This window comes from Streptomyces sp. NPDC020362, from assembly GCF_040642095.1.
GTDB lineage: Bacteria > Actinomycetota > Actinomycetes > Streptomycetales > Streptomycetaceae > Streptomyces.
Genome location: NZ_JBFAET010000046.1, coordinates 43754 through 56960 on the forward strand (window position 1 = coordinate 43754; position 13207 = coordinate 56960).

The 13207-nt window shown below is 72.6% G+C and carries 11 protein-coding genes; 7 read left to right on the plus strand and 4 right to left on the minus strand.

What is annotated here, in order from left to right:
- Window positions 1-52 precede the first annotated feature (52 nt).
- The 3 genes from AB0H32_RS19115 to AB0H32_RS19125 all read left to right on the plus strand — a co-directional run bounded on the left by AB0H32_RS19115 (window position 53) and on the right by AB0H32_RS19125 (window position 4532).
- A complete protein-coding gene (locus AB0H32_RS19115) occupies window positions 53-1486 on the plus strand; it encodes a S28 family serine protease (protein WP_361121512.1) in 1434 nt (477 codons plus the stop codon).
- Window positions 1487-1945: 459 nt separating this feature from the next.
- A complete protein-coding gene (locus tag AB0H32_RS19120) occupies window positions 1946-3778 on the plus strand; it encodes a glycoside hydrolase family 3 protein (RefSeq protein WP_361121515.1) in 1833 nt (610 codons plus the stop codon).
- 112 nt (window positions 3779-3890) lie between these two features.
- Window positions 3891-4532: a hypothetical protein gene (locus tag AB0H32_RS19125; RefSeq protein WP_361121518.1), complete on the plus strand. Its 642-nt coding sequence runs from the start codon at window positions 3891-3893 to the stop codon at window positions 4530-4532.
- Window positions 4533-4610: 78 nt separating this feature from the next.
- Here AB0H32_RS19125 and AB0H32_RS19130 read toward each other — a convergent pair whose 3' ends face one another.
- The 4 genes from AB0H32_RS19130 to AB0H32_RS19145 form a co-directional block, all read right to left on the minus strand.
- Window positions 4611-5849, minus strand: a complete 1239-nt coding sequence (locus AB0H32_RS19130; RefSeq protein WP_361121521.1) for an MFS transporter — start codon at window positions 5847-5849, stop codon at window positions 4611-4613.
- Window positions 5850-6038: 189 nt separating this feature from the next.
- The gene (locus AB0H32_RS19135) at window positions 6039-6839 is read right to left on the minus strand and encodes a sugar phosphate isomerase/epimerase family protein (protein ID WP_361121524.1); all 801 of its coding nucleotides are present in this window, start codon (window positions 6837-6839) and stop codon (window positions 6039-6041) included.
- A gap of 18 nt (window positions 6840-6857) precedes the next feature.
- Window positions 6858-7790, minus strand: coding sequence for a bifunctional helix-turn-helix transcriptional regulator/GNAT family N-acetyltransferase (locus tag AB0H32_RS19140; RefSeq protein WP_361121527.1), 933 nt, complete (start codon window positions 7788-7790; stop codon window positions 6858-6860).
- Between the two features lie 117 nt (window positions 7791-7907).
- Window positions 7908-8954, minus strand: a complete 1047-nt coding sequence (locus AB0H32_RS19145; protein ID WP_361121530.1) for a LacI family DNA-binding transcriptional regulator — start codon at window positions 8952-8954, stop codon at window positions 7908-7910.
- A gap of 319 nt (window positions 8955-9273) precedes the next feature.
- On the opposite strand from AB0H32_RS19145, the gene AB0H32_RS19150 reads away from it, so the two are divergent.
- From AB0H32_RS19150 to AB0H32_RS19165, 4 genes are all read left to right on the plus strand, one after another.
- Complete coding sequence (locus tag AB0H32_RS19150) at window positions 9274-10425, plus strand: Gfo/Idh/MocA family oxidoreductase (RefSeq protein ID WP_361121533.1); 1152 nt, start codon at window positions 9274-9276, stop codon at window positions 10423-10425.
- On the plus strand, window positions 10422-11573 hold the full coding sequence (locus AB0H32_RS19155) for a dihydrodipicolinate synthase family protein (RefSeq protein WP_361121536.1): 1152 nt from the start codon (window positions 10422-10424) through the stop codon (window positions 11571-11573). Before AB0H32_RS19150 ends, AB0H32_RS19155 begins: the two co-directional genes overlap by 4 nt.
- Complete coding sequence (locus AB0H32_RS19160; protein ID WP_361121539.1) at window positions 11570-12403, plus strand: sugar phosphate isomerase/epimerase family protein; 834 nt, start codon at window positions 11570-11572, stop codon at window positions 12401-12403. Before AB0H32_RS19155 ends, AB0H32_RS19160 begins: the two co-directional genes overlap by 4 nt.
- Before the next feature lie 252 nt (window positions 12404-12655).
- Entirely contained in the window at window positions 12656-13018 is a 363-nt protein-coding gene (locus AB0H32_RS19165) for a hypothetical protein (RefSeq protein ID WP_361121542.1), read from the plus strand.
- Window positions 13019-13207 lie beyond the last annotated feature (189 nt).

Consider the following 13207-nt stretch of genomic DNA (forward strand, 5'->3'; position numbering starts at 1 on the left):
CAGTTGCTCGGATAGCTTCCGGCGCACATCTGTCTCACAGGGGAGAGTACGCATGCGCAAGGCGCTCAGATGGCTGCTGGCGCTCGCGGTGTTCATCGGCACGCTGAGCACGGCGGGCGCGGCCACCGCCGCGCAGCCGGCACAGCCAGGGCTCACCGACATCAAGGACCGGCTCCTGGCGATACCCGGCATGAGCCTGGTCCAGGAGAAGCCGTACCCCGGCTACCGCTACTTCGTCCTGAACTACACCCAGCCGGTCGACCACCGCCACCCGGACCGTGGCACCTTCCAGCAGCGGATCACCGTGCTGCACAAGGACACCAGCCGCCCGACGGTCTTCTACACCAGCGGCTACAACGTCTCCACGAACCCGTCCCGCAGCGAGCCCACCCGGATCGTGGACGGCAACCAGGTCTCTCTGGAGTACCGGTTCTTCACGCCCTCCCGCCCCGACCCGGCCGACTGGTCCAAGCTGGACATCTGGCAGGCGGCGAGCGACCAGCACCGCGTCTTCGAGGCGCTGAAGCCGGTGTACTCCGCCAACTGGCTGGCCACCGGCGGTTCCAAGGGCGGCATGACCGCCACCTACTACGAGCGTTTCTATCCCCACGACATGGACGGCGTCGTCGCCTACGTCGCCCCCAACGACGTGGTGAACAACGAGGATTCGGCCTACGACCGCTTCTTCACCAAGGTCGGCACCAAGGAGTGCCGCGACCGGCTGAACGCCGTCCAGCGGGAGGCGCTGGTGCGCCGTGGGCCGCTGGAGAAGAAGTACGCCCAGTACGCCGCCGACCACGGCTACACCTTCGACACCATCGGCGGCCTGGACAAGGCCTACGAGGCGGTCGTACTCGACTACGTCTGGGGCTTTTGGCAGTACAGCCTGCTGAAGGACTGCGATTCCGTCCCGGCGGATGCGCCGCACGCCACGGACCAGGCGATCTGGGACTCGGTCGACACCATCTCCGGCTTCCTGGCCTACACCGACCAGGGGCTGGAGCAGTACACCCCGTACTACTACCAGGCGGCCACCCAGCTGGGCGCGCCCACCATTCACTTCCCTTCCATCGAGCCCAGGCTGATCCGGTACGGCTACCAGCCGCCGCGCAACCTCGTGCCCCGCTCCATCCCGATGCGCTTCCGTCCGGGCGCGATGCGGGACGTGGACACCTGGGTCCGCCACCGCGCCCGGCACATGCTCTTCGTGTACGGCCAGAACGACCCGTGGGGCTCGGAGCGTTTCCGTCTCGGCGCGGGCGCCCGTGACTCGTACGTCTTCACGGCCCCCGGCATGAACCACGGGGCGAACGTGGCGGGCCTGGTGCCCGAGCAGAAGACGCTGGCCACGGCCCGCATCCTGGAGTGGGCGGGGGCCGCCCCGGCCGCGGTCGAGGCCGACCCGTCCGCGGCGAAGCCGCTGGCCGGCTACGACGCGAAGCTGGACGCGCGGGACGTGGAGCGCGAGCGCGCGCTGCGCCCGTAGGTCCCCCGGTGCCGGCCCCCGCTGCAGGGGGCCGGCCATCGGCGCAGGAGGGTGGCCATCGGCGCGACGGCGGCGAGGGGCCGGATGCCGGCCATGTGCATCATGTCCATGTACTGCACCGGTCCCTGCCCGCCCGGGAGGGCCGCTGTCGCCCGGGCCGACCCACCGGCACGGGAACCCGGCACGGGAACCCGTCGCGGCCCCCGTCCGTCCAATGTTCAGGCTGCCGGACGAGTCCGTGGTGCGGTGTCGGCCCTCGCCGCAGGCCGCGAAACGCCGACGCACCCTCTCCGCCGCACCACGCCCGACAGCCCACCGCCACCGGCGCGCCCCCCTCCCATGCGCCGGTGGCGGCCCCATCCTGGCTTACTGTGCATTGTCTTGACGGAAAGAAACTTCCCGGATAATCGTGATTCCTCGGAAGTTTCCTTCAGCGGTTCTCCTCTGGAAGGAGCGCACGTGCACGACAACAGCACGGGAAGCACGGGAAACACCGCACGGCCGTCCAGACGGACCGTCCTCACCGCCACTGCGGGCCTCACCGCCGCGCTGACCGTACCGGCCACCGCCCACGCCGCCACCCCGAACGAGCGCCGACTGCGCGCCCACATCTCCCGCATGACGCTGGAGGAGAAGGTCGGCCAGCTCTTCGTGATGCGCGTCTACGGCCACTCCGCCACCGACCCCGACCAGGCCGACATCGACGCCAACCTCAAGGAGATCGGGGTCCGCACGGCCGCCGAGCTGATCGAGAAGTACCGGGTCGGCGGCATCATCTACTTCACCTGGGCCCACAACACCCGCGATCCCCACCAGATCGCCGAGCTCTCCAACGGCATCCAGCTGGCCTCCCTGGAGCAGCCGCGCGGCCTGCCGGTGCTCATCACCACCGACCAGGAGCACGGCATAGTGTGCAGGGTGGGCAAGCCGGCCACGCTGTTCCCGGGCGCGATGGCGATCGGGGCCGGCCGCTCCCGGAGCGACGCCCGCACCCTCGGCCGTATCTCCGGCGCCGAACTGCGCGCGATGGGCATCAACCAGGACTACTCGCCCGACGCCGACGTGAACGTCAACCCGGCCAACCCGGTCATCGGCGTGCGGTCCTTCGGGGCCGACCCGGAGGAGGTGGCCGGCCTGGTCGCGGCCGAGGTGAAGGGCTATCAGGCCGCCCGGGTCGCGGCCACCGCCAAGCACTTCCCGGGGCACGGCGACACCGCTGTGGACAGCCACACCGGCTTCCCGGTCATCACCCACAGCCGGGAGGTGTGGGAAACGCTGGACGCGGTGCCCTTCAGGGCCGCGATCGCGGCGGGCATCGACTCGATCATGACCGCCCACATCCAGTTCCCGGCCCTCGACGACTCCGGCGACCCGGCCACCCTCTCGCACCCGATCCTCACCGGCATCCTGCGCGGCGAACTCGGCTACGACGGGGTCGTGGTCACCGACTCGCTCGGCATGGAGGGCGTGCGCACCAAGTACGGCGACAACCGGGTCCCGGTGCTGGCCCTGAAGGCCGGTGTCGACCAGCTGCTCAATCCGCCCTCGCTCGACGTGGCGTGGCGCGCGGTCCTGCAGGCCGTGCGGATCGGCGAGCTGACCGAGGCCCGCCTGGACGAATCGATCCTGCGGATCCTGCGGCTGAAGGCCCGGCTCGGACTCCTCGACCGGGCCCACGTCACCCGGGCCGGCGTCGACGGCGCGGTGGGCACCAAGTCCCACCTGGCCACCGCCGACCGGATCGCCGAGCGGACCACCACCCTGCTGGTCAACGAGGACGGCATCCTCCCGCTCGACCACAGCGAAGTACGCCGGATCCTGGTCGTCGGCGCCGACCCGGACTCCCCGTCCGGCACCACCGGTCCGCCCACCGGCGTCCTCGCCGCCGCCCTCACCGAACTGGGCTTCACCGCAACGGCCCTGTCCACCGGCACCGCACCCTCGGCGGCCACCATCGCCAGGGCGGAGGCGGCCGCGCAGGACGCGGACGCCGTGGTCGTCGGGACGTACAACGTCACGGCGAACAGCAGCCAGCGGCCCCTGGTGGAGCGGCTGCTCGCCACCGGGAGACCGGTGGTGGCCGTCGCCATCAGGAACCCCTACGACGTCGCTCAGCTCCCGGCCGTCAAGGGGTATCTGGCCTCCTACTCCTGGACCGACGTCGAACTGCGGGCCGCCGCCCGGGTGATCGCCGGCCGGGTGGACCCGCGCGGCAGGCTCCCGGTGCCGGTGCAGCGGGCGGACGATCCGGGGCAGGTGCTGTACCCGCTCGGCCACGGGCTGACGTACTAGACGTACGTCGCACACCGGGCACACTCCCACCAAAGGGGGAAACCCTCCCGCATGTCTGGCGTGGCCCGTTGCCGAGGGTCACGCTGGACCGGGGCGTCCGGGGGGAAGTGCGATGCGCAGGAAAGGTGCCGTGGGGGTGGCGGGCCGGCTGCTGCCGACCGCCCGCGCCCTCGCCCTGGCCACGCTGGCCACCCTGCTCACCGGGTGCCAGGGCCCGGCGGACGCCCCGGTGGGCGACGCCCGGCCCACCCCCGTCCGCCCGTCCGGCTACGGTGCCCAGTTCCTCGCGGTCGGCGAGTGCAGCTCCTTCGGCACCACCAGCTTCACCGAGGTGCCCTGCGCGAGCGAACGGGCCGCGGCCCGGGTCGTCGCCCGCTACGACGGCACGGTCACCGACGGCCCCCTGTGCCCGCCGCTCACCGACTTCGTGCTGCACATCAGCGAACAGCGGCCGCAGGACGACGAGGACGGCGACGGCGCGATTCCCCGGGGCTACGCCTGCATGCGCAACCTGGAAGCCCCGCACCCCGGCGACCCCGGGGGCGGAGGCGGCCCGCGCACGGTCCCCGGGGACTGCGTCTACGACTCGGGCGACGGCCAGGTCCGCGAGACCGCCTGCAACGGCTCCGGCCGCCGCGCACCCCAGTACCGGGTCACGAAGGCGGTCACCGACCGCGACTCCTGCCCCGCCTCGACGGTCCTGTACGTGCAGCTGGGCGGGAACGAACCGGTGGGCTGCGCCCGGCGGCTGTGACGAGGCCGCGCACACCGGGGAGCGGGCCGTGGCGGCACACGGCACGGCCCGGGCGCGTTCACCACGGCCCGGGGCCGTTCACGGCCCGTCCGCCCCGGTGCCCGCGTCCCGCAGCTCGGGTGTCGTCCCGGCCACCGCCGCCACCGCGAGCACGCACAGCAGGCCACCGGAGACCAGGGCGGTCGTGCCGGAACTCCAGCCGGCGATCAGACCGCCGCGCACGTTGCCCAGGCTGGGGCCCGCCTGCCCGACGATCTGCTCGGCCGCCGTGACCCGGCCGAGCAGCGCGTCCGGAGTACGCGTCTGCACGAGCGTGGAACGGGAGACGACCGAGGTGGCGTCCGCCGCCCCCGCCAGCACGAGCAGTGCGAGGCCGGTCCAGGGGTCGGTCGACAGACCGAAGGCGACCAGGGCCGCGCCCCAGGCGGCGGAGGTGCACAGCATCACCGTGCCCGGTCGGCCGAGCCGGGTCACGGCGCCGGACAGGGCGGTTGCCGCGATGCCGCCGACCGCGAGCGCCGACAGGAACAGGCCGAGGGTGCGCGGGTCGTTCCCGAACCGCTCGGCGTTGACCAGCGGGAACAGGCTCGCCGGGAACGACAGCACGGTGGCGGCCAGATCCGTGATCAGCGCACCCCGTACCACCCGGTGCCCGGCCAGGAACCGCAGCCCGTCCAGCACCCCGTGCAGCCCCGCCCGCGACGGCTCGCCCCGGGGCGGCAGCGCCGGCAGCCCGAAGGCGCCGTAGAAGGCCAGTCCGAAGCTGAGGGCGTCCAGCAGATAGCAGGTGCCGATGCCCAGCCAGCCCAGCAGCACCCCGGCCAGGGCGGGGCCGAGGAGCATCATCGACTGCCCGGTGATCTGGTTCAGGGCCAGCCCGGCGGCCACCTGGTCCTTGGGCAGCAGACGCGGCACGAAGACGCCGGCCGCCGGTGCGCCGAGCGCGCCGAACGCCGACTGCACGGCGACCAGCGCGAGAACGGCCGCCACCGGGACGTGCCCGGTGAAACCCTGCACGGCCAGCAGCAGGGAGCAGGCTGCCTGGCCCACGGTCGCCGTCAGATAGATCCGGCGCCGGTCCGCCCGGTCCACCCGGGCCCCCGCGAACAGGCCGAACACCACCAGCGGCAGCGCCTGCGCCAGTCCGACGGAGCCGGTCCAGGCCGTGCTGCGGGTCATGTCCCACACCTGGTACATGACCGTCACCATGGTCATGAACCCGCCGAGCACGGACACGGTCCGCCCGATCAGCAGCCGCCGGAAGACGGGCGAGGTGCGCAGGGGTCTGACGTCGATGAGCGAGCGCGTCAGGCTCATGAGGGCAGGACGGGGCGTGGCGGGGCGGGCGGCGGAGTCACCGGGGGAGGCTAACGGGGCGTCCGCCGCCGGAGCCAGCGAATTACCGGGCCCGCGCCGCCTGCACCGGAGCCCGGCGAATCACCGGGCCCGTGCCGCCTGCGCCGGAGTCGGCGGACTACCGGGCCCGTGCCGCCTGCCGGGGCACCCTCACGCGGCGTCGTTGAGCAGCCGGACGAGGCGCTCCCGGCCGGCGCCCAGCAAGGGCGGGAGCGGGGCGGCCGACTCGTACCAGCGCTTCTCGTACTCCCAGCACAGCCAGCCGTCCCAGCCGTGCCGGGACAGGACGTCCACGCACTCGGTGAGCGGCAGGACGCCCGCGCCGAGCGGGAGCGGGGTGGTGTCCTCGACCGAGGCGATGTCCTTGACCTGGACGTATCCGAGGTGCGGGGCGAGGGCCGCGTAGCTGTCGGAGGGCTGCTCGCCGCCCAGCCAGGTGTGCATCACGTCCCACAGCGCGCCCACCTGCCGGTGGCCGACCGGGCCGAGGACGCGGATCGCGTCGGCGCCGGTGCGGTGCGAGTCGTGGGTCTCCAGCAGGATCCGCACGCCGAGCGCGGAGGCGTCCTCGGCGGCGGCGCCCAGCCGCCGGGCGGCGACGGCGTCGGACTCCTCGCGGGGGCGGTCCGGGTCGGCCCCGGGGAAGACCCGGACGAACGGAGCACCCAGGTCGTGGGCCAGTTGGAGGAGTCGGCGGACCTCCTCCAGGACGGGGGTGTCGTCGCCGGGTGCGGCGACGCGGGCGTATCCGCCCAGGCCCAGCACCTCGACCCCGGCCTCCTTGAACAGTGCGGCCGTCTCGGCCCGCGCGGCGGGGCTGATGCCCGGGTGCACCGGTTCCTCGGGGTGCGCGCGCAGTTCGACGCCGTGGTAGCCGTGCGCGGTCGCGAGCGCCAGGACCTCGGGGACGGGCAGGCCGGGGACGCCAAGAGTGGAGAACGCCAGCTTCATGATTGTGGACCCTACTCGTCAGGTGCCCGATCGGTGCAGATCCAATCGCCAGTCCTGGCCGATCAGATCCTTGCCGAAGGAGCGGTGGGGTTTCTCGGCGACGAGCCCGAAGCCGTGCCGTTGGTAGAGGTGGCGGGCGCTGCCGAGCACGTCGTTGGTCCACAGCACCAGGTCGCGGTAGCCGACGCCGCGCGCGAAGTCGACGACGGCCCGCACCAGCCGGTCGCCGATGCCGCGCCCGCGCGCGTCGGGCTCCACCAGCAGCAGCCGCAGCCGGGCGGTGCCCGGCACGTCGTCCCGCACGCACATGACACACCCGACCGGCCGCAGGTCCAGCTCCGCGATCCACACCCGCTCCAGATGCGGGTCGTGGTCCTCGGCGAAGTCCGCGACGATCCGCGCCACCAGGCCCTCGTAGTCGGCGTTCCAGCCGTACTCGGACGCGTACAGCGCCGCGTTGCGCTGCACGATCCAGCCGAGGTCGCCGGGGCGCGGCTCGCGCAGGACGGCCTCCCCGGGACCGGGTGGCGGCTCGTCCCCGAGGATGGCCCGGACGGTCCGCATCGCCTCCGCGAGGCGCGGCCGCTCCTCGGGCGCCACGGTGTCCAGCAGCGCCCCGATCGTCTCCCGTGCCCGCTCGTCCAGCAGCCCGGCGGTCTCGTGCCCGCGCGCGGTGAGCGCGACGCTCCTGCGCCGCGGGTCCGCCGCGGACGGCCCGCGCTCGACCAGCCCCGTCTCCTCGAACCTGTTCAGGATGCGGCTCAGATAGCCGGCGTCCAGCGCGAGCCGTCCGCGCAGGTCGGCCGCGTCCAGATGCCCGGAGTGCGCGAGTTCGTACAGCACACGGGCCTCGGTGAGGGTGTACGGCGTGTACAGGTGACGGCCGTAGTCGAGGGCGCCGATGACGCCGGTGTAGAACCGGTTGAAGGCGCGGACGTCCTGGACGCTCATGATCGCCCCCGGATGCTTGACCCGGTCAGAGACACGGTGCTTCCGAGGCTAGTCCCACGGGGTACGCCCGTCCATGCCTGTGCCGGAAGGCACCGGCCGTCCTTCACCGGCGGCTCCTCAGGCGCGCGGCACTCCGGAGGACCCGCGCACCATCAACTCCCCGCGCACCGAGGCGATCCCCCCGGGCGGCGGTTCCTCCCGGCCCATCGCGATGCGTCCGGCGCGGGCGCCCGCCTCCGACAGCGGCAGGCGCACCGTCGTCAGGGACGGCACCGCGTCGATGCTGAAGGGCAGGTCGTCGAAGCCCGCCACCGAGACGTCCTCGGGGATGCGCAGGCCGGACTCCCGCAGGGCGGCGCAGGCGCCGAGGGCCACGGAGTCGTTCGCGGCCACGATCGCGGTGAGCGACGGGTCCCGGCGCAGCAGCTCCAGCGTGGCCTCGTGACCGGACCGGCGGTCGTAGCGGCCGTGCACCGTCCGGACGGGGTCCTCCTCGATGCCGGCCGCCCGCAGCGCGGCGCGGTGGCCCTCCAGGCGGTGCCGGGTGGTCGTGCGCTCCTCGGGGCCCGCGATGTAGCCGAGGCGGCGGTGGCCGAGGCCGATGAGATGGTCCGTCAGCGCTCGGGCGCCGCCGCGGTTGTCGAAGGTCAGGGCGATGGCCGCGGTGTCCGCCACCGGCGGGCGCCCGCACAGCACCACCCGGGTCCCGGCGTCGGCGAGCTTGCGCAGCTTCGCCGCCACCGCCGCCGAGTGCGGCGCGTTCTCCACGGCCCCGCCGGTCAGCACCACGGCGGCGGCCCGCTGCCGCTGCAGGAGAGTGAGATAGGTCAGTTCGCGCTCCGGCGACCCGCCCGTGTTGCACACGACGGCCAGGCGCTCGCCGCCGGCCCGGCCGCCCGGGCCCCCGATCTCGGCCTGGATCGCGCTCGCCATGATCCCGAAGAAGGGGTCGGCGATGTCGTTGACGAGGATGCCGACGAGGTCCGAGGTGGCGGCGGCGAGGGCGCTGGCCGGGCCGTTGAGGACGTAGTCCAGCTCCTCCACCGCCCGCAGCACCCGCTCGCGGGTCGACGCGGCGACCGGGTAGTTGCCGTTCAGCACGCGCGACACCGTCGCCGGGGAGACCTGTGCGCGGGCTGCCACATCCGCAAGGGTCACCGTCATCTCGTCGTCCTCCGGTCGTGCTGTGGTGGTGCAGGGGGTGCTCGTACGTCCTCGTAGACAGGCCGGGCACGGTCACGGTTCCGTGCGGTGTCGAGCAGACCATAAGGCCAACCACCCGGTTTGTTCGCCCCCTCGAACAACTCGTAGGAGTCCGGCCCTTGTCGCGCCCCTCGGCCGGAGGCTAGTTTCCCCTCGGATGGAAAGCGCTTGCTACAGGAGTTGCGCGCGTTGCGCGCGTCGCTGCCGGCTCTGCACCGGCCACTGAGGACGATGACGCTGCTGATGTCGAGGGGGCGCGGGCGCCCACGAAGGGACTGACGTGACACGCAAGACGGTGCGGATCGCCATGAACGGCGTGACCGGGCGCATGGGCTACCGCCAGCACCTCGTCCGCTCGATCCTGGCCCTGCGGGAGCAGGGCGGCCTCGACCTCGGCGACGGCACCGTGCTGTGGCCCGAGCCGATCCTGCTCGGCCGTCGCGAGCACGCGCTCAGGCGGATCGCCGAACGGCACGGCCTGGAGCACGTCTCCACCGACGTGGACGCCGTCCTCGCCGACCCGGACGTCGACCTCTACTTCGACTCCCAAGTCACCTCGGCACGCGAGGAGTCGATCAGGGGGGCGATCGCGGCCGGCAAGCACATCTACACCGAGAAGCCCACGGCCACGGGGCTGGAGGGCGCCCTCGTGCTCGCCCGTCTGGCCCACGCCAAGGGCATCAGGCACGGCGTCGTCCAGGACAAGATCTTCCTCCCCGGCCTCCTGAAGCTGAAGCGGCTCGTCGACGGCGGCTTCTTCGGCCGGATCCTGTCCGTCAGGGGCGAGTTCGGCTACTGGGTCTTCGAGGGCGACTGGCAGCCCGCCCAGCGCCCCTCCTGGAACTACCGCGCCGAGGACGGCGGCGGCATCGTCGCCGACATGTTCCCGCACTGGGAGTACGTGCTGCACGAGCTGTTCGGCCGGGTGACCTCCGTCCAGGCCCTGGCCACCACCCACATCCCGCAGCGCTGGGACGAGGACGGCAAGCCCTACGACGCCACCGCCGACGACGCCGCGTACGGCGTCTTCGAACTCGACGGCGGCGCGATCGCGCAGATCAACTCGTCGTGGGCGGTGCGGGTCAACCGTGACGAGCTGGTCGAGTTCCAGGTGGACGGGACCGAGGGCTCCGCCGTCGCCGGCCTGCGCACCTGCCGCGTCCAGCACCGCTCGGCCACGCCCCGGCCCGTCTGGGACCCGGACGTCCCGGCCACCGAGGTCTTCCGCGACCAGTGGCAGCAGGTTCCGGACAACGGCGCGTTCGACAACGGCTTCAAGGCCCAGTGGGAGCTGTTCCTCAAGCACGTCTACGCCGACGCGCCCTACCGCTGGGACCTGCTGGCCGGCGCCCGGGGCGTCCAGCTCGCGGAGCTGGGCCTGAGGTCCTCGGCCGAGGGCCGGCGCCTCGACGTACCGGAGCTGGCGCTGTGACCATCCGGCTGCCGGACTCCGAGGGGCACCTGAGGGCTTACGAGCCGCGTGCCGATCCCGTCGCGCCCACCCCGGGCACCTCCTTCACCTCCCGTACCGTCTTCTCGGCGGCGCACGTCGTGGCCGACCCCTTCGCGGACGCGTCGCCGGACTCGTCCGCCGCCGTCGACTGGGACGCCACCCTCGCCTTCCGCCGCCACCTGTGGTCGCACGGACTGGGCGTCGCGGAGGCGATGGACACCGCCCAGCGCGGGATGGGCCTGGACTGGGCGGGTGCGGCCGAGCTGATCCGCCGCAGCGGCGCCGAGGCCCGGTCGGCCGGCGGCCGTATCGCCTGCGGTGCCGGGACCGACCAGATCACCGGGGGCACCCTCGCCGAGATCCGCGCCGCGTACGAGGAGCAGCTCGCGGTCGTGGAGGAGGCGGGCGCACAGGCCGTCCTGATGGCGTCCAGGGCGCTCGCGGCCGCCGCGCGCGGCCCCGAGGACTACCTGGAGGTCTACGGCCATCTGCTCCGCCAGGCCGCCCAGCCCGTGATTCTGCACTGGCTGGGCCCGATGTTCGACCCCGTGCTGGCGGGCTACTGGGGCGCACCGGACCTCGACACGGCCACCGGCACCCTCCTGGAGGTCATCGCCGCGCACCCGGACAAGGTGGACGGCATCAAGGTCTCCCTCCTGGACGCCGGGCGCGAGATCGGCCTGCGCCGGCGTCTGCCGCAGGGTGTCCGCTGCTACACGGGCGACGACTTCCACTACCCCGAGCTGATCGCGGGCGACGACCAGGGCTTCAGTCATGCGCTGCTGGGCGTCTTCGACCCGCTGGGCCCCCTGGCGGCGCAGGCGGTGCGGGTGCTGGACACCGGCGACACGGCGGGCTTCCGCGCTCTGCTCGATCCCACGGTCGGCCTCTCCCGCCATCTCTTCCAGGCCCCGAGCCGCTTCTACAAGACGGGAGTGGTCTTCCTGGCCTGGCTCGCGGGTCACCAGAACCACTTCGCCATGGTCGGCGGCCTCCAGTCGGCCCGTTCCCTGCCGCACTTCGCCCGTGCCTACGAACTCGCCGACGGCCTGGGCCTGTTCCCGGATCCGAAGCTGGCCGAGGAACGGATGAAGACCCTGCTCGCCCTGTACGGAGTGGCTCAGTGACCGGTCTTGAACGCCTCAGCATCAACCAGATGACCGTGAAGCAGCTGACGATTCCGGAACTGGCGGGCATCTGCCTGGAGTTGGGTGTCCCTGCGGTGGGCCTGTGGCGGGATCCGGTGCGGTCGTACGGCCTGGAGGCGACCGCGGAGCTGGTCCGTGACGCGGGTCTGACCGTGACGACCCTGTGCCGCGGCGGCTTCTTCACGGCGATCGACCCCGGGGCACGGGCGGCGGCCCTGGCCGACAACCGGCGGGCGATCGAGGAGGCGGCGGCCCTCGGCACGGACACGCTGGTACTGGTCTCGGGCGGCCTGCCGGCCGGCTCCAGGGACCTGCACGGCGCGCGGGAGCGGGTCGCCGACGCGCTCGCCGAGCTGGGCCCGTACGCCGAGCGGCACGGGGTGCGGCTGGCAGTCGAGCCCCTGCACCCGATGTATGCCGCCGACCGCTGTGTGGTCTCCACCCTGGCCCAGGCGCTGGACATCGCGGAGCGCTTCCCGGCCCGTCAGGTGGGCGTCACGGTGGACACGTACCACATCTGGTGGGACGAGGCGGCGCCCGAGCAGATCGCCCGGGCGGGCGCGGGCGGCCGTATCCATGCCTTCCAGCTCGCCGACTGGACGACGCCGTTGCCCGAGGGCGTTCTCAACGGCCGGGGCCAGATCGGCGACGGCGCGATCGACATGCGGGAGTGGAAGGGATACGTCGAGGCGGCCGGCTACACGGGCCCCGTCGAGGTCGAGCTGTTCAACGACGAGCTGTGGGCCCGCGACGGCCGCGAGGTGCTGGCTGAGACGGTGAGCCGCTTCGTGCGGCACGTGATCCGGTGACGACCACCGGGTGCGGCGGAAGGGTGCGCGGACAGGAAGGAAAGAAGGCGACAATATGACTTTCACAGCCCTTTCTTATAAGGCCTGATCAGGATCCATGCGCATTCTCTTATTTCTGTGGAAGAGCTGTAAATTCGGTAAATTCCAGAAAGTCTGCAACCCTGAAACCTGCAGGTCATGTCTGTATGGGTGTGCTCCCCGACCGGGAGCCGGGAGGAATTCCCGACCCATTCAGGAATCAAGGAGTTCGCTGTGAAGGCTCGAATTGCCGCCGTCTCTCTCGTCTCCGCCGCCCTCGTCGTGGGCGGCGCCGCGGCAGCCGGCGCGGCACCGGCAGTGCACGCCAAGCCGTCCCTCACCCTCTCCGCGAGCGGCACCCATGTGAAGAAGGGCGGGACCGTCACCTTCAGCGGCCGTGCCTCCGGCCTGCGGGAGGGCAGCACGGTCACCCTCCAGGTGAAGGAGGGCACCCACTGGAAGTCGCTGCCCGTCACCACCGCCGTCCGCCACGACCGCTACCGGCTCACCGACAGGTTCAGGCGGGCCGGCGTCGAGGTCGTCCGCGTCGTCGACGGCAGGACCGCGTCCAAGCCGCTGTCGGTCCGGGTCCGCTGATTCCCGGCAGCCCCCGGGAAAAATCCTGAAGCCCGTACAACCCTTTCCCCGCTCCGCCTGTCGTGTCCGGCGTCAGAACTTCTTGAGGGGGATCCGGGGGGGATCGGGGGGTTCTGATACGGAGGGGAAAGCCGAGGGGGCCCGGTCGACGGACCGGGCCCCCTCGGGTTAGGTGGTGCGGCGCTCGCA

What these genes read in the sequence shown, in the direction of transcription:
- AB0H32_RS19115 (WP_361121512.1), top strand. Translation starts at nt 53, where the DNA reads ATGCGCAAGGCGCTCAGATGGCTGCTGGCGCTCGCGGTGTTCATCGGC.
- AB0H32_RS19125 (WP_361121518.1), top strand. Translation starts at nt 3,891, where the DNA reads ATGCGCAGGAAAGGTGCCGTGGGGGTGGCGGGCCGGCTGCTGCCGACC.
- AB0H32_RS19140 (WP_361121527.1), bottom strand. Translation starts at nt 7,790, where the DNA reads ATGAGCGTCCAGGACGTCCGCGCCTTCAACCGGTTCTACACCGGCGTC.
- AB0H32_RS19130 (WP_361121521.1), bottom strand. Translation starts at nt 5,849, where the DNA reads ATGAGCCTGACGCGCTCGCTCATCGACGTCAGACCCCTGCGCACCTCG.
- AB0H32_RS19145 (WP_361121530.1), bottom strand. Translation starts at nt 8,954, where the DNA reads ATGACGGTGACCCTTGCGGATGTGGCAGCCCGCGCACAGGTCTCCCCG.
- AB0H32_RS19135 (WP_361121524.1), bottom strand. Translation starts at nt 6,839, where the DNA reads ATGAAGCTGGCGTTCTCCACTCTTGGCGTCCCCGGCCTGCCCGTCCCC.